Below are 18,076 nucleotides of genomic sequence, written 5' to 3'. Positions count from 1 at the left end.
TTAATGATATATATTATAGAAACTAATAAAATTTTTGATCCTTTTCACAATAAAAACTCCGCCTTTTCCCAATGCCGGTTTGCTTTTTAATGAGTTTCTGACCACATTTGGGGCAAGTACTTTTGGTATGAACAAGCCAGTGTTTTTTCAAAACAAATTCTCTCTTCCATTTTAAAAAGTCGAAGCTATAATTTCTGGCCTCTTTAATAAGTTCCTTTAATTTTTTAGGTGGAAGATTTCCAGTCTTACTCTCAGGCTGTACTCCGATTCTGAATAGGACTTCATTTTTGATGATGTTTCCCACACCGGAAAAAATATCCTGATTCATTAAAGCATCACAAACCATCATTTCTGGTTTTGCTTTTAGTTTCTTTTCAGCTTTCTTGGGATTCCAATCCTCACTCATGATATCAGCTTCCCAATCGATGGTTGTTAAGAACTCAGCTTCGACGAGCTTTACAGAACATGTATAAAAATACATAGATCCGGATTTGAACTTTAATGATAATCGCAGGCTCTTGTCAGGCTTTGTCTGTTCATTAATGCTATAAGAACCAAACATCAGTAAATGAATTCGGACACTCACAGCATGAAAAACGAGGTAGGTTTGTTTTCCAAAAGTTCTGATATCAAGAAGGGTTTTCCCTACTAATGCTTTCTTTTCAAATTTAGCATTTCCTGAAGCTTCAGTCACTTTCCTGCCTACAAATTCCTGCAGACTTTCTTTCATTAATAATATAGACGGTCCTTCTGGCATAGCTTTAATTTTCTATAAAAATTCAAATAGTATTCCGTAAAAGTAAAATTTGAAGTAATTTTGAAAAATGATGAATTTAAATCAGATTTTTACCAATCAGCGTACCGGAAATAACCCACATACTATAGCATCCAGAACAGATTTTCAGAGAGATTTTGACAGGATTATCTTCTCGGCTGCTTTTAGAAGATTACAAAATAAAACACAGGTCTTTCCACTTCCTGGAAGTGTTTTTGTACATAACCGTCTTACACATTCTTTAGAAGTTTCATCAGTTGGAAGAAGTTTGGGAAGTATTATTGGAGAGTTTATTTCTGAAAATTATGTGAATGAACTTACAGAAGATTCTAAAAATTTTTATCTGCATAATTTGGGCAATGTGATAGCGGCAGCATGTTTATGTCATGATGTAGGTAATCCCGCATTCGGACACTCAGGAGAAGATGCTATTGCAAGCTATTTTGAAAGAAATGAAAAGGATTTGAAACCTAAGTTTTTAGAGAAAGAATGGGCAGATTTGGTTAATTTTGAAGGGAATGCCAATGCGATAAGGGTTTTAGCTCATCAACAGCAAGGAAAGGATGAAGGCGGAATTCAGCTTACTTTAACGACACTGGCAAGTATTGCAAAATACCCTTGTGAAGCAATCGCCAGACAAAAAGGAATTATACACCGAAAAAAATTCGGGTTCTTTCAAAATGAAAAAGAAACATTCTTAGAGATCGCTGAAAAAACAAATCTGATATGTGAAAGTAATGAACCTCATATCTTTAAAAGGCATCCATTTGTGTGGCTCGTGGAAGCTGCGGATGACATCTGTTACAATATCATTGATATGGAAGATGCCCACCGATTGGGAATTGTTTCTACAGCAGATTGTGAGAATTTATTTTTAGAATTGATAAAATCTGAAAACCAAGATACAAAAAGAGTAGAGCAGAAGTTAACGTCTATTTCTAATGATAATGAAAGGATTTCCTATTTAAGGGCTAAAGTGATTAATGCACTGATCAACAAATCAATTGAAACCTATAAAGAGAATTTTGAAACAATTCTTCATGGTAATTTAGATAGGGCGTTACTTGATATTTATAAATCGAATAATAAAACACTACAGGATATTGAAAGTTTCTCTATTGAGAAGATCTACAATCATAAAGCTGTCGTTGAAATTGAAAATGCAGGATATAATGTAATGTATGAGTTGCTAGATCATTTTATTCCTTCTGTTTTAAAATCGAAAGACGAAAGAAAATCCTACGATAAAATGGCGTTAAAACTTTTACCTAATCAATTTCTATATGAGGGTGGAACAGATTATCAGAAAGTATTGGGGGTTATTGATTTTGTGTCGGGAATGACGGATAATTATGCTACTGATCTCTACAGAAAAATAAAGGGTATCGATATAGGGATGACCATGTAATTTTAATAGAATTAAAAATAACAAATGCGTAACTTATACGACTAATCGATTAAAAATTATACTATGGCATATTTAGGCATTATTATTTTCATTGGACTTGTTACCTTATTTGCGTCCTTTTTTACTGTAAAACAGGAAACAGCAGCTATTGTAGAGCGTTTGGGAAAATTTCATTCTGTTCGTCATGCAGGTTTGCAATTGAAAATACCTTATTTAGATAAGATCTCTAAAAGAATGAATCTTAGAATTCAGCAATTAGATGTTATGATCGATACAAAAACACTGGATAATGTTTTCGTGAAAATGAAGATTTCAGTTCAGTTCCAGGTGATCAGATCACAGGTAGCGGATGCTTTTTATCGTTTAGAAAGTCCACATGATCAAATTACTTCTTACGTTTTTGATGTGGTAAGAGCAGAAGTTCCAAAACTGAAGCTGGATGATGTTTTCCTGAAAAAAGATGATATTGCTGTTGCCGTGAAGGCGGAGCTTCAGGAAGCAATGCAGAGTTATGGCTATGATATTATTAAAGCTTTGGTAACAGATATCGATCCTGATGAACAGGTAAAACATGCGATGAACAGAATCAATGCTGCAGAAAGGGAAAAAACTGCTGCTGAATATGAATCAGAAGCACAAAGAATAAGAATCGTAGCCGTTGCAAAAGCAGAGGCAGAATCTAAAAAATTACAAGGACAGGGAATTGCAGATCAAAGAAGGGAAATTGCTAAAGGTCTTGAGGAATCTGTAAGAATGCTGAATAATGTAGATATCAATTCTCATGAAGCATCAGCACTGATTGTTGTTACGCAGCATTATGATACTTTACATTCAATAGGTGCGACAAATAGGAGCAGTTTGGTTTTGCTTCCTAATTCACCTACAGCAGCAAGTGGAATGCTTAACGATCTGGTGGTTGCCATGACTACAGCAAATGCAGTAGGTGAAACAACCAAAGGAAAGTATACACCACCCCCAAAAGATCATGAACACTAACATATCAAATGTATAATAAAAGTAAAGCCTCCCAATATTAGGAGGCTTTTACTATTTTTTTGTTTTAGAAACCTGATTTATCAAAGTATATTTGATAGAAGATCCATCGGCAGGCGGATTTGCTATTTTTTCAGTTTTTACTTTTAATACATATTCATATCCTGGTTCGTAGGTAAATCCTTCAATGTTACTGTAGAAATTAGTCCAGTTTTCTGAAGCCTTTTCTTTAACCTGAAGACACTTCATTGGTGCTACTCCTGTGCAGTCAGCGGTTTGAGGTCCTACAATAAAAGTCTTTTCACTTCCGTCAGAAACTTTTGCAGAAGTTGTACATTGTGTTAATACAGCAATAGCCAATACTGGAAAAGCGCCTTTTAAAACGGTCATCATATTTTTCATAAATCTAATTTTAAAAAAAACGCGACAATTACTGTGCCGAATGCAAATTAAGAATCGTCGCTGTTCTACTCTTGTTTTTTAATTTTTAATTATTTAATTTCATCCCCCTTAATTATTTCAATCAAAACACATTAAATAGCAAATAATAATATGGATAATCAAATTCAAATTGAAAATTACAAAATTCAAAAGCCTGAATCGTGGGCGGGAAGCGTAGATGATCAGCAGCTTATTGAAAAAATAAAAGAATCGGATTTCTCCAATATGCAAATTAATGAAGGAAGGGATTACTGCTATTTTCTTGATAAGATCTACTATACAAGCAATGCAGAAAGCAATGAATATGTATGTATGGCCTATACGCTGAATGAACCATCCAACCTTGAAAGGGCATCCGTAATGGATATCGTGGTTGAAGAAAATGAAGTTTACAATCTTCATAGGATCAGTGTATTGAGAGAAGGCGTTTTAATTGATAAAATTCCTGATATGAAGATCAAAGTTTTAGATAGTGAAAATCAAAGTAGTGGTGGGATTTTAAGCAGTAACAAAAAGATTAATATCACCATAAAGGATTTGAGATTATATGATATTCTAATACTCGAAGACTCAAGGGTAAAAGCTTTTACTGAACGTGATTTTTTAAGAAAAGAATTTTCTAAATATGTATGGGTGAGCCCGGATAATTATTGGGCATATGGAAGTTATCAATTCACATTCGTTAATGACAGGGAAGAACCTGTAGCCTATAAAAAAGTATTCTTTAGAGATGAACAGGGGAATGTTTTAGAACCGGAAGTCTATCAGCTAAAGAAAGGAGAAAGGTTTGCAATTCAGGAAGAAAATTATATCAATCCAGTAGATGCAAGTCGTGAGATTTTTCCCTTCATTGATTTCGCAACAGAAAGTAACTGGAAAGATCTTTCCAACTATATTGCTCCTATCTATGCAGAGATTTATAATAAATCATCTATAAAAGATTTTGCTCCGAAATTAATTGAAAAATTGGATGCTATCGCCGATCAGGATGAGAAACTCCAGTTTGCGATTGAGTATGTTCAGAATAATATCTATTATATTTTCAATGCAGATGAAATGAACGGGCATAAACCTCAGGAACCTTCTGTGACCTATGAAAATAAACAAGGTGACTGTAAGGCCAAATGTGTTTTATTGAAGGTTATTTTAGATTATATAGGAATTGATTCTTCTGTAGTTCTGGTAAATTATCACACGGATTATTATATTAAATATTATCTGCCTTCTTTGCTTTCATTTAATCATGTTGTAGTAAGGATCAACTATAAAGGAGAAGAATACTTTATCGATGCTACCATTCGTGATGAATTTGGATTAATAGAAAACAGGGGATTTTTATACTTTATGCATTATCTGGAAGTAAAACCTGATCAGGAGCTACAGCAAAGGAAAGCGTACCGCTATCCTTATTATTGTATCGATGAAAAAGTTGAATTTAATGCTCAGAATGCTTCTGGAGAATTAAAATTAACCACCACTTACAAAGGAAATCGCGCTAATGCTATGAGAAGGTATTTTAAAAATACAAATAAAAGAGAGGTAGTAGACAGCTGGAATAATTTTCTGTTCTATAGTTTAAATTATTCTAATGACAGAAATGGAACGGATGTAAGAAACATCTTTAAAGATGCTTCAATAGATATTGTAAGCGATGATAAAAAGCTGAATGAATTTAAAATTGAATATCATGCAACCGTTGACAAACCTTATTATGTAGATCCACAGAACAATCGATTCTTAATGTATTTTGATCGTAATGTGATCAAAGCCAGTGCAAGGGATTTCTTACATAAAGACTTACCTTTCTGGCATAATTTCGATACAGAGAAATATGAGATCAATTTGTATACGGATCAGAAGATAGATACGGAAGAAAAATATACGGTTCAGGAAAGTACAATTAAAAATCCATATTTTGATTATACAAGCCGTAAAAAGATAACAAAAAATGGGGCTACAGTTTTTATTGATTATAAACCTTTAGTGAATCTGGAGATTCCTCAGGAAGAATTTGAAGCTTTTAGAACAGCACATCATACGGTTGCAGACAGTAACTTCGGATTAGGAATTGATATCATTGAACCGGGATTAATGAACAGATTGAAATTCAGCTTTAAAAAGCGATTTAAATAAGTTGAAAATTTTAATTATAATTAGTTCAGGTTTTGCAAAGCAAAACCTGAACTAATTTTTTATGGTGTAAAATATGGTTTTTGAATAAGTAGGAAGTATAAAAAATCCCCAGTTTTCATGGGGATTTTTAAATTTTGATCTATTTATTATTTCTTAATGAATTTAATGCTTTCAGAGATTTTATCATTATTTATTGTGATGGTATAGGTTCCTTTGGTTAAATCAGATACACGAATCTGGCTATTATTAACGTTCCCTTTTTTAACAATCTGTCCTACTGCATTATGAATTTCAAATTGGGTTTTTCCAGAGATGTTAACGATGTTGAGGATATCATTTACAGGATTAGGGTATATACCAAACTTATTGTTTTTAGTAGTTTCGTGGATTCCCAGATTGTTCTGAGTCGTAAATGCTTTAGTTCCGTAGAATCCAAAATCGTCAGTTGCATGATATATAACCTGGCCAGTACTTGTAGATAGTTTTACATACCCTCCGTCACTTAATCCATCGCCAAAATCATCAGAGATTGTGAATACATAACAATCCAATGGCAGTGTCCATGTTTGAGTGATTAAAGAGGGGCTTGGTTGTCCAGCTGGAGTGTTAGAGTAAGCTCCGGATTTGATAACTTGCCCAGCGCTATTTTTTAAATTCCATCTCGTTTCTCTGCCATATCTGTCTCTTAGTAATTTGAACGTTACAGTAGTTGTTGCAAAATATTCAGGCGCTACAGGTTTTACATAATTACCTGTTGAAACATTATTCGTACTTCTTTGATCAGCACTTCCATTAGCTGATACTATAGAAACAGAAACAGGTGAAGATGTAATAGTGTTATCTACAGGAATAAGGATTACACTTGATTTGTCTTGAGCTAGATTACCAGTCCAGTTATAATTTTGAGCCGTTCCTCCATTAAATGAGTAGGAAACAACTGCAGAGGTCAAATTACTTGTTCCTCTGTTATATATAACAAGGCGTAATACACCAGCTCCACAATTAGTAACACCTATTGAGCAGCCTCCGTCATATTTTATTTCGGCATCGTTTGCAAACAATGGAATTGCCTGATCAGTGTTAGATGTCTTCAATTCCTTTCTTCTTGGAGAATTGTCCATCACTGCCCTGATTCTTGTCTTCTGATCATTAGTATAAATATTCATACAAGTATCATTGGTGTAATCCATATAATTTTGAACCATTTCAAATACTGCTGGATTATCACAGCTTGGAATACTGGCATTACAACTGTAATTGGCACCGTGTGCAGTAGGGGTATCTGCACAGTAATCGTTTCCACATGTTGCATCTCCCCAGATGTGTCTCAATCCTACAAAATGTCCAACTTCATGGGTCATTGTTCTTCCTCTGTCATAACCAGGTTGCATAATAAATGTTCCGTCGTTATAATCTATACTTCCAAAAGTATTATAACCGGCAACCACACCATCTGTATTAGCTAGTCCTCCATTTGCATCTAATCCTGCAAGACTGGAGTTGGAAGGAAATTGTGCATATCCTAAAAGTCCATTTCTTGCGAAATCAATGCTCCACATATTCATATATTTAGTAGGATCCCAAATAGTTTGAGGCTTTACAATGCTATCAATATGATCTTTGCTCCAGTATTCCTGACAAAGATTTTTTCTGTCAATGCCATTGGTAGGGTTTCCGTTAGGATCTACTTTAGCAAGTACGAATTGTATTTCAGTATCAGCTCCTACTAGGCTGGAGTTGAAACCTGGAGTATTGGCTAATTTTCTAAAATCATTAGTCATAACGGTAATCTGAGACATTACCTGGGCATCTGGAATATTGGGAGCTACTCCAATATTTTGTCCACTATGAATTACGTGTACTACTACAGGTATGGTAATAACATTTCCGTTTTGGGATTTATTCAGCTTAGCCTTTTCTATTAAAGGAGCTAACCAGGATTCAAATTGTTCTGTTGTTAGTCTTCCCGGAAATTTCGCTTTTAAAGCATCTTCATATTCATTGGTTGCACATCTTTCAATACCTCGGGGATCTGTATTCCCTTCTGTTGATTGTTTTTGAAACTTTATCTCTTTTTTATTTTGAGCGTTCACCATTCCGGTAACAATAAAAATGGAAAGAGTTAAAGAAATTTTCGAAATAATAGATTTTGTCATTATTATAATAATTTTGTATTTTAGCAAATATATAATAATTTATTAAAAAACAGACTTAACAATCATAAAATATCATAATAAAATAAAAAATACACAATGAAAAAGCGATTTTTGACAATTAATATTATTTTGATAATTTTTAATACAGGTTGTTTTCATCAGAGTAAAAATGAAAACAACGAAAATAAATCAACTACTTCGATGAAAGTACAGAATATTGAAAATATTCAATTAATAGAACAAACAAGAGGTATTAATGAAAGTACTGTATTTACCCCTACATTTATAGTATCAAGTTTAAATGGAGAAGCTGTAAAATCTTCTATTCCCCCTTCTTATTGGAAGAGTATATCCACACAAGCGGAAATGATTGATTTATCGAAAATATCACAACTTCAATCACCCACTACAGGAAGGTATTCCGATCAGGCTTTGTCTGCAACAATCGTGATTGTGTCCAATGGATCTACATTCACTTCCGCTAGTTTCGATGAAGGGAAGCCACCTAAAGAACTAGAGGCATTATATACAGAGATTAAAAAAAGCTCTGGAAAGTCAAAGAACAAGCCTTAATTATGATAAAATAGTGTGAAAAAAGAAGAATTGTTAATATGATATATGATTTACTTTGTTACAAATTTCTGCTTTCCTGTTAGCAATTCAAAAAACAATCTGAAATCTGAAATTAATGACCATAAAGGATATTTAAAAGTAGCTGGTTTATTTTTTTCAATTACCGCATGACTGAACCAGGCGAATCCATATCCAAAAATAGGAATATACCATAAGAACCTTTCTTTACCGGAGCTGATCACATAAGCAATGACTCCGAATATAAGGAGTGTTCCCAGAAAGTGAAAAATTCTTGTTCCCAGTTTACTGTGTTCAGTAAGGTAGAACTGATAAAATTCTCTGTACGTTTTTATTCTGTCGGACATGGTATATTGGTTTTAAGTTCTTATAAATAAAAGCAATAAGTTGGCCAATTTTTAATAAAAAAAAGGCAAAACTGCGAAGCCGCAAATTTGCCTTTTTTTATCTTATTATTCAGCGATTTGATTTTTCAAGTCTTTCGCTTTATACTATTTAATTTTTTAAACTATGCTCTTTCCCCAGTTTACTGTTTCTATATCCGTAGCAGAAATAAATTACCAGACCTATAGCGAACCATATTCCAAACCAGAACCAGTTTTCATGGCTCATTCCCGTAAGAAGATATAAACAAGAGCTTAAACCAATTAATGGAATTAGAGAAAAGTTTTTAATAAAGGTAAAGACACACAGAGCTAAATTAATCAGGAAGAAAACGAAAATAGAAGCTCTAAATTCACCTTCTTTAGGATCATTCCAATCCATTAGGTTATGGAAAAATTCAGGCTGCCAGATATAGAAACCGATTAATCCACCAATAAAAATAACAGGGAAGATGATTTTACCATTAATATAAGGAAGGTGAAATGTACCTTTAACTTTTTCTTTTGCAGGAAGCATTAAAACTCCGGCACAAACAAGCACGAAAGCGAAGATGGTTCCAATACTTGTAAAATCAAGAATGAACGTTTTATCAGTAAATAAAATAGGAACTCCCACTGCAATACCAGTAACAATAGTTGCGAATGAAGGGGTTTTATATTTTGGGTGTACCGTTTTGAATTTTTCAGGCATCAATCCGTCACGACTCATCGCATACCAGATTCTTGGCTGCCCCATTTGGAACACCAATAATACTGTGGTGATTGCAACAATGGCAACGAAAGAAACAACGAGTTCCATCCAGGCAACATTAGCATTAGATTTCTCAAATATGAATGAAAGCGGATCTCCAATACCATCAAATTTTCTGTAATCCACCATTCCCGTTAGAACTAAGGTCAAAGCAATATAGATCACTGTACAAAGTACAAGAGAGATGATCATCCCTTTAGGTAATGTTCTTTGAGGATCTTTAGTTTCTTCAGAAAGTACACTTAAAGCATCGAACCCTATATAGGCGAAGAAAACTCCGGAAACGGCACTCATTACACCGGCAAAACCATTAGGCATGAAAGAAGCTACATGTGTCTCGGGATTTACCGGAGTCCAGTTTTCAGTATTAATATAAGAGAATCCTACTAAAATTACGAGAACAATAACCGCTAGTTTTAAGATAACCAGTGAGTTGTTGAAGTTTTTACTTTCTTTTACCCCGACATAACAAAGCCATGTGATCAATCCGTTGATTACCAATGCTGGAATATCAACAATAAATTTTAAACTTCCGATTAAAGGGGCAGATTTCCATGCATTAAGCAATTCCTTATTTTCAGAGCCACTCATAAAAGCCTTTTTGGCTTCTGTATAACTGCAAGTCAGATAATCTGGGATATGCATTCCCAACCTTTCTAAAAAGCTGGTAAAATAATCTGACCACGAAAAGGCAACATAGATATTTCCAAAAGAATACTCCATGATCAATGCCCAACCGATAATCCATGCGATTAATTCTCCAAAACTTGCATAAGCATAGGTATAAGCAGAACCTGCTGTAGGAATTCTACTTGCAAACTCTGCATAGCAAAGTGCTGTAAAGCCGCAGGCAAAGCCACAAATCAAATATAATAGAATAACTCCGGGACCACCTCTAAAAACTGCTTCACCTAAACTGCTGAAACTTCCTGCTCCTATAATGGCTGCAATACCAAAAAAAACGATATCCCAAACACCTAAAACCCTTAAAAGGCTAGTCGATGTGTCTGTTGCTGAATAGTTTTTCCTTCTGAAAAGTTGATTCATTCAATGTCTATATTTGAGTTTGAAAAAAAGCAAATGTAATGATTTTTTGGTTGGTTGTCAGCGAAGACCACAATATTTAGGTAAAATGGTGTGGTTTAAATAAATAAAAACCTTTATTCTTTGTAGATAGGTATTTCCACATAGCTGTCATTATACCATTTTATTTCCAACGGTTCATTTGCGTCCTTTATGGTTTCATCACTTACGTCTTTTCCTGTTCCGTAATTGATCTGCCATGCAGAATTCTTATTAACGCCAACCAATAATACCAGTTTGCTTCCTTTTTCTATTTTCTTACTGATAAATATTGAATTTTTAATAGGGATTTGTTCAACTTTACCTGGTTCAAGAAGTTGACGAACCGCATTGTTTTTTGCATAACTGGCTCTTACGATATGTGTTGATAGTAAAAAAGATTTACCATCCGGTTGTATTTGGTATAAATAAGTATCAGTGTCAAAATCTTTCTTGTTAATAGAGACATTAAAAAATCCGGATAGATTTCCACTTATAATAAGATCTTTGTCTAAGACTTCACTTTCAAAATAAACTGAATTGGTCGCTTTTACACTGTCTTTTTTACTTACCAGACGATAAGAATCTTTTTGATCCCTATTTTTAAAATCAACGGTTTGTTTAGTGAAACTTTTATTTGGAGGCTGAATAAAAACGGATGGAATATCTTTATGATCCTGAAGATAAAACTTGATGGTTGAGGTGTGCATTTTTTCTAAGGTAGGAACGTGTTTCCATGTGTTGGTATTCATCACCTGGAAATTGATTTTATCTTTTAAAAGATCCGGTTTCTTACCATTTTTAAGAATGTAATCAAACCATGAAAAAGCAAGGTCATCAATACTTATTCTCGCAACCGGATCGATACGATTTCCACTGACATAGGTATATCCAAAACTTTGTGCGCCTCCATGGTCATAAGGGCCTATTACAAGATAATGATTAGCATTCTTATTGTATTGATGGTGAGCTTTAAAATATGATAATGCTCCTATCTGATCATCATCATAATAACCGGTTGTCGTTAATATAGGAATATCTATGTTAGCAAAATCTTCTTTATAAGGAACCATTTTCTGCCAGTATTCATCATAACCCGGATGATCCAGCCATCTTTGAAAAATCTTGTTGGGCTGACCACTTATAGTGTCTAAAGCTCTGAATGATTTTCCGCTTTTGTACCATGCTGTGTTGATAGAATCCCATTTTGGGAAATTATTAAAGTCAGCTTCATCTGTAAATTTATTGTTAGTAACATACTTGATCCACTGTAGCATATAGCTCATGAATATATTATTTTGAGCTGGGTAATCTATTCCTATTCCTACAGCTACCTGAGGAACAATCGTTTTTAATGCTGGGTGTAATTTTTTTACAGCTGCCCACTGACTAAAACCAAGGTAACTTCCACCAATCATTCCAACCTTACCATCACTCCAGGGTTGTTTACTTACCCAATCTATAACTTCATAAAGATCTTGTGATTCATTTTCAAAAGGATTATTTTCATCTTTACTGTTTCTTTTACCACGGGTATTGATAACTGTACCTACATAATTATAAATGGCAGCTCTTTTTCCAAAAAGCACATCAACTGGTCCTGCGTAGATGTTATTGCTAAGAATAACAGGGAGTGGAGCTTTGTTTTCTTTTTTTCTGACAATGGTAATCGTTAAAGTATTTCCACTTTTTAATTTAATATCCTTAGTTTCAATAATGAATTTTTCCTGATCTTTTGCAGCCAGCAATTGCATTATCTGAGGCTTAATGCTGGCATATATTTTATAACTTAAATAACTTTTACATAACGCCAAAGCTGACGGGTAATCTATACTGTCTTTATCTTTTTGTTTATCAATCGCCTTTTTAAAAAGCTTTCGGAAATTGTTGACATCTCCGTCAAAATAGGTGCCTAATCTAACGAGCAATTTATCGGAGAGGCTTTTGTATTTCTTATCAAATGCTTTTTGAAGTGCATTGTGGAAGGTTATATTGTCCCTCTTTTCAATTAATTTAGCTAAACTATAGACTTCGTGAGCGATGAATTTATTTCCAACCATATCATGATCAGCGAATTCATTACGATAATCTGATAAAGTAGCTATAGATTTTTTATAATCTTTTGAAAGCATCTCCAAACGGAAGAGGTTATCCAAAAAGTTAACTTTACTTTGTTGTTTAAGTTTAAGCAAAGGCTTTTGGGTCATAAGTTCCGATGCAAGAACAGGGAGTTGTTTTTCGAGTATTGTAGAGTCCGTCACAGCAGTTTTTGGAAAGTAAAACTTTTGGGCGTGCAGCAGATTTACAAATATTAATGCTAAAAGTATTTTAAATTTCATGTAATGGTATGTTTTTAGATGCTGTAAAATGGATGTCAGATTAAAAAATTTAATTTGATATTTTTATATTGAAATAATTAATCTTTTATGACACTAAATTAATCAATTTTTGTCATGAAATAGTGAAATGTATTCAATTGATATTTTTGATTATTAAACCTTTTAAAACTTGCTTAAACAATAAGTTTTTAATATTTTCGTTAACTTATATAGACTAATTTTTTTATTCAAATAAAGAATGAAATCAAAAAAAATACTTTTAGCGGCTGCTGTGATCTATTTCGGAATTTCCGATGCTCAACAGTCCCAATACTTTACCCAGAAAGAAAATTATAGATTCAATCTAGCCGAAAATCTTTACCAGACCAAAATATACAACGCTTCTCAATACGAATATGCCAGACAGTATTTTTATAATCAAAATCTGTCCAGGTCTAAGAAAGAAGCTGCACAGTTTTTTGATAATGTGATCGGAGTGATCCTTCAGAAGAATCATGCTGAAGAAGGTTTAACTGCTTTTATTAAAGAATATCCGAATTCTGCTTATTTTGCTCAGGCTAATCTACCACTAGCGGATTATTATTTGGCTAAAAAAGATTTTGATAAGGCGTTAGAGACCTTAAAAAATGTGAATCAGTATCAGCTTTCAAAGGAGGAAAATACACAATATATTCTGAAACTAGGGTACGCAAAATTTATGACAGGAGACTCTAAAGGAGCGACTGATGCCCTGGAGGAAGCTTACAAATCTGCGGATGAATCTCAAAAAGGAGATATTGCTTACATGCTTGGGCACTTATATTATTCTAATAAACAGAATGATAAAGCATTTCAGTATTTTGATTCTGTAAAAGATCAGCCTAAATATGCTAAACTTGTTCGCCCGTATTATGTTCAGATGTATTACAATGATAAGGACTATGATAAAGCGATCTCTGAAGGAAATCTGTTATTGAACGAAAATATTTCCGATTCTTATAAAGCGGAAGTTCATAAGATCATTGGAGAAAGTTATTTCATGAAGAATGATTATACTTCAGCGTATCCGCACTTAAAAGATTATCTGAGTGTTCAGCAGAGTCCTTCTGAAAATGACTTGTATGAAATGGGATTTGTAGCTGCACAATTGAAAAAATACGATGAAGCCGTTTCTTATTACAATCAGCTCTTAAACAGCAATTCTGCATTGGCTCAAAATGCTTATTACCAATTAGGGAATGCTTATCTGGCAGTTGATAAAAAACAGGAAGCTCTTTCAGCATTCCGTTCTTCTTATCAGATGGATTATGATGCGAAGGTGAAAAAGCTCGCTCATGAACAGTATGCAAAATTAAGCTACGATATCGGAAACCCTTTTGAAAGTGCATCAGGGGTTATTCAAAGCTATATCAATGAAAATCAGAATGCAGACAATGCTTCAGAGATGAGGTCTCTCTTGGTGAAATCTTATTTGTACTCAGGAAATTATAAAGAAACACTCAATGCGATCGACAGATTGCAAAGCTCCACTCCTGAAATTGACAAAGTAGATCAGGAAGTTTCTTATTTACTGGGAACTGAAGAGTTCAACAAAGGAAATTATGATGAAGCTGAGAAGTATTTTTTAAGAAGTTTAGCTTTCAACATCAATAAAGAATTTAATAGCAGAGCTTTATACTGGCTGGCTCAGACGTATTACCAGAAAGGAAATTATCCTTCTGCAATTGCCCGTTATGAAAAACTTCTTACAGCAACTTTCCCTGAAAAGCAACAGTTGCCTTACGATCTTGGCTATGCTTATTTTAAATCTAAAAAGTTTGATCAGGCACAAACTTATTTCAAACAATATTTAACTAATCCTAAACCGGAATTTAAAAACGATGCAGAACTTCGTTTAGCAGATATTCATTATGCCAATAATGAGCTGAATGATGCAATTGCGATCTATGATAAAAATGAAGATGCTACAGACTATACTTTATATCAAAAAGGAATGGCTTTAGGATTTAAAGGTGATACTCAGGCAAAAATAACCAGTTTAAAATCACTTTTATCTAAGTATCCGACATCTGAGTATTATGATGATTCTCAATATGAAATAGGAACGGCATATGCAGCACAGGATGATTTTGCGAATTCAAATGATTATTTCGCTAAAGTAATTAAAACATCTTCAGATAAAGATTTAATTGCCAATGCATCTATTTACAGAGCTCAGAATTACATTGATCAGAATCAAAATGATAAGGCGATTGCTGAATTAAAAACTCTTGGGGACCAGTATAAGAATACAGCGTATGCTCAGAAAATTGTTCAAGCAGCGAAACCAATTTTCACTAAAAGTGGTGATGTTGCAGGGTACGAAAGCTTTGCTAAAAATATTGGGGTTAATGTAGATGCTTCAGAGATCGATGAGATCAATCTTTCTACGGGAAAACAATATTTCACGAAGAAAGATTACAAGAATGCTATTTCTTATTACGAAAAATATTTAACCCAAAACCCAACAGGAGACGGCCTTTATCAGGCTAAATATGAATTGGGAGAAAGTTATTATCAAACGAACAATTCTACAAAAGCATTATTAGTGTTGCAGGAGGTTGCCAACGTTCAGAATGATTATCAGGATGATGCTCAGACCCGTTTAGCGCAGATTTATGTAGCACAAGGTAATACTGCCGAAGCCAAAAAATATTTAGAGAACATTAAAAACTCTTCTGATATTAATATTAAGAACTATGCTAACGTAGAATTGATGAAGATGTATGCTGAAGAAAAAGATTTCTCACAGGCTGAAAAACTGGCTAATGATGTCATTGCTAATACAAAAAACTCTGCAGCAGTAATTGAAACGGCAAAAGTGATCAAAGCAAGAAGCTTAATGAACTCTTCCAAAGATAAAGATGCTCAGACCGCATATGCTTCTCTTGAAAAGTCTTCCAATACAGAAGTGGCGGCAGAAGCATTATATGCAAAAGCATTCTACCAGAATAAAGGAAAAGCTTTCAAATCTTCCAACGAAACCATCTTCAAATTGGCGAACAATTATTCTTCCGAAGAATATTGGGGAGCTAAAGCTCTGGTAATAATGGCTAAAAATTATATTGGCTTAAAAGATAATTATCAGGCAAGTTATACTTGTGATCAGATCATTGCCAACTACAAGGATTTCCCGGAAATCGTAGCAGAAGCTAAAGAAGTGAAAAAACAGATCAAAAAATAAAAATGTACTTCGTATTCATCGGTATTATTCATTAATACATTTTACGTGAATACATAAATACAATACGTAATGAACAGAAGAATTCAAATATTATCCATATTATTTTTAGGGGTTTCGCAGATTGCGTTTTCCCAGATCAAAGAAGAGAAACTGATTCTTAATAAAAAAAGAGAACCGGAAGTTAAAAAGATCGAAAAGAAAAAAACTTCTATTGAAACGATTAAGAATTACCCGCCTGAAGAGAAATCTCAGAATCCTGTACAATATAAAATTACGGATGTTCCAGCGGTTTCAGACTTCAAAACTTCGACTATTCAGGGACAGGATGTAACTCCAAAATTTGAGGGAACAGCTCAAAACAACTATCTCCAATTTGGAATGGGGAATTTTGGAAAAATTCTTGGTGATGCCAATATTTCTAAAACACTTAATAATAAACTGGAAGTAGGAGCAGACGTTCATTTTCTCTCGACTTTAGGTTTGAAAAAAGAATATGCCTGGGATTCTAAACAGAGCTCGGCATCTATTGGAGCTTTTTTAAATTCTTATGGTGAAAAAGGGAAATTCAATTTGAATGCTCAATATGGATTGGATAATAATAAATATTATGGGATCTACGCATTAGAACCTGCTGCGGATATTGATTTGGACCAAAGGGTGAATCAGTTTAAAGTGAATGGATACTATGATTTTTATTCTAATGAGATCTTAAACGATGTACGGGTGAAATCATCATTTTTAAAAGACCATTTTGATGCGCAGGAAAATCAGGCATCCGTTTTGGTTAATTTATCAAAACATGCAGTAGAACTGTCTAAAAATGGGATTCTGATGAATGCTGATTTAGGAGTAGGATTAGAAACCGTAAAAACAGATTTTGACATCAGAGATAAAAACTCATCCAACTTTTTCAATGCTACTTTAGATCCGAAAGTTACATTTGCTAAAGGAGAATCTTATTTGATGGTAGGTTCTTCATTTGCATTTTTGAATGCTAAAAATTCAAATACTATGATGGAGCAGGTGAAAAATAATAAAAGCTATTGGTTTCCAAAAGCTGAATTTCAGGTTGCTGCTGCTAAAGAATTTAAATTCTACGGTGGGGTAGATGGAGGTTTAAAGCTGAATACTTATAGTGATCTTTTACAGCAGAATCCTTTTATCCTTTCTGATCAGATGCTGAAGCCAACGGAAACAAAATATCATTTCTATGCAGGTTTAAGAGGAGATATTGATGAAACAATTAAATATGATTTCTCTGCTGGTTTCGGGAAAATGAGAGATATTCTTTTCTTTAAAGCAAATGATTTATTCAACAACGATTATACATTGAACCGTTCTGCTTATAATTTCGCAAATACATTTTCTGCAATTTATGATGATGGTAATGTAAGTGATATCAAAGGAAGTATTCAGTATTTTCCTTTAGCTAATCTTGTTTTAGACGGTGAATTTCATTTCACAAAATATAATTTGAAGAACTTCGATAACATTTATAACGTTCCATTATTCAATGCGAGTATCGGAGCTAAGTATAGCATGTTGGATAAAAAATTATTGTTAGGATTCAAAGGAATCTTTGCAAGTGACAGAACAACAAACTCTTACTCAATTGAAGGAGTAGCCAATCCGGCAATGGTATACCAGTCTACGGAGAATACCAATGATAAAGTTGGTGGTTATGCTGATTTAAATCTTTCCGCAGAGTATAAATTTCACAAAAATTTCAGTATTTTCGCAACCGGAAATAATCTTCTGAACTCAAACTATCAAACCTATAAAGGATATAAAGTGTTGGGAGCTCAAATTTTGGGTGGTGTGAAGATTACCTTCTAGTAGTAA

General features: G+C 33.8%; 12 protein-coding genes. 6 read left to right on the top strand and 6 right to left on the bottom strand.

The genetic code is table 11. The features are described from left to right. Window positions 1–22: 22 nt before the first annotated feature. A complete protein-coding gene (locus NG806_RS07545) occupies window positions 23–757 on the bottom strand; it encodes a DNA-formamidopyrimidine glycosylase family protein (RefSeq protein WP_261512568.1) in 735 nt (244 codons plus the stop codon). 70 nt (window positions 758–827) lie between these two features. Between NG806_RS07545 and NG806_RS07540 the strand changes: the two genes are divergently transcribed. Together NG806_RS07540 and NG806_RS07535 are read left to right on the top strand one after the other, a co-directional pair. Continuing rightward, the gene (locus NG806_RS07540) at window positions 828–2,183 is read left to right on the top strand and encodes a deoxyguanosinetriphosphate triphosphohydrolase (RefSeq protein ID WP_261513097.1); all 1,356 of its coding nucleotides are present in this window, start codon (window positions 828–830) and stop codon (window positions 2,181–2,183) included. Between the two features lie 63 nt (window positions 2,184–2,246). Next, window positions 2,247–3,179 carry an SPFH domain-containing protein gene (locus NG806_RS07535; protein ID WP_214831455.1) on the top strand — a complete coding sequence of 311 codons (933 nt, stop codon included), beginning with the start codon at window positions 2,247–2,249 and terminating at the stop codon, window positions 3,177–3,179. A 51-nt stretch (window positions 3,180–3,230) separates the two neighbouring features. On the opposite strand, the gene NG806_RS07530 is transcribed toward NG806_RS07535, so the two are convergent. Next, on the bottom strand, window positions 3,231–3,578 hold the full coding sequence (locus NG806_RS07530; protein WP_214831454.1) for a DUF4377 domain-containing protein: 348 nt from the start codon (window positions 3,576–3,578) through the stop codon (window positions 3,231–3,233). A gap of 150 nt (window positions 3,579–3,728) precedes the next feature. Here NG806_RS07530 and NG806_RS07525 point away from each other — a divergent pair, with 150 nt between their 5' ends. After that, window positions 3,729–5,750, top strand: coding sequence for a hypothetical protein (locus NG806_RS07525; RefSeq protein ID WP_261512566.1), 2,022 nt, complete (start codon window positions 3,729–3,731; stop codon window positions 5,748–5,750). A 146-nt stretch (window positions 5,751–5,896) separates the two neighbouring features. Here the strand turns inward: NG806_RS07525 and NG806_RS07520 are convergent, their stop codons facing one another. Next, on the bottom strand, window positions 5,897–7,906 hold the full coding sequence (locus tag NG806_RS07520) for a M43 family zinc metalloprotease (protein ID WP_261512565.1): 2,010 nt from the start codon (window positions 7,904–7,906) through the stop codon (window positions 5,897–5,899). A gap of 96 nt (window positions 7,907–8,002) precedes the next feature. On the opposite strand from NG806_RS07520, the gene NG806_RS07515 reads away from it, so the two are divergent. Further along, entirely contained in the window at window positions 8,003–8,479 is a 477-nt protein-coding gene (locus tag NG806_RS07515; RefSeq protein ID WP_261512564.1) for a hypothetical protein, read from the top strand. 50 nt (window positions 8,480–8,529) lie between these two features. Here NG806_RS07515 and NG806_RS07510 read toward each other — a convergent pair whose 3' ends face one another. The 3 genes from NG806_RS07510 to NG806_RS07500 all read right to left on the bottom strand — a co-directional run bounded on the left by NG806_RS07510 (window position 8,530) and on the right by NG806_RS07500 (window position 13,032). Beyond that, window positions 8,530–8,844, bottom strand: a complete 315-nt coding sequence (locus NG806_RS07510; protein WP_261512563.1) for a DUF962 domain-containing protein — start codon at window positions 8,842–8,844, stop codon at window positions 8,530–8,532. A gap of 148 nt (window positions 8,845–8,992) precedes the next feature. Beyond that, entirely contained in the window at window positions 8,993–10,678 is a 1,686-nt protein-coding gene (locus NG806_RS07505) for an APC family permease (RefSeq protein WP_214831449.1), read from the bottom strand. A 113-nt stretch (window positions 10,679–10,791) separates the two neighbouring features. Then, window positions 10,792–13,032, bottom strand: a complete 2,241-nt coding sequence (locus tag NG806_RS07500; RefSeq protein ID WP_261512561.1) for a CocE/NonD family hydrolase — start codon at window positions 13,030–13,032, stop codon at window positions 10,792–10,794. A 238-nt stretch (window positions 13,033–13,270) separates the two neighbouring features. On the opposite strand from NG806_RS07500, the gene NG806_RS07495 reads away from it, so the two are divergent. Both NG806_RS07495 and NG806_RS07490 read left to right on the top strand, forming a co-directional pair. After that, entirely contained in the window at window positions 13,271–16,234 is a 2,964-nt protein-coding gene (locus tag NG806_RS07495) for a tetratricopeptide repeat protein (protein WP_214831447.1), read from the top strand. Between the two features lie 69 nt (window positions 16,235–16,303). Continuing rightward, a complete protein-coding gene (locus NG806_RS07490) occupies window positions 16,304–18,070 on the top strand; it encodes a TonB-dependent receptor (RefSeq protein ID WP_261512560.1) in 1,767 nt (588 codons plus the stop codon). Window positions 18,071–18,076 lie beyond the last annotated feature (6 nt).

The organism is Chryseobacterium paludis (assembly GCF_025403485.1).
In the GTDB taxonomy this organism is placed as follows: domain Bacteria; phylum Bacteroidota; class Bacteroidia; order Flavobacteriales; family Weeksellaceae; genus Chryseobacterium; species Chryseobacterium paludis.
This window is presented reverse-complemented; position numbering and strand designations above follow the sequence as displayed.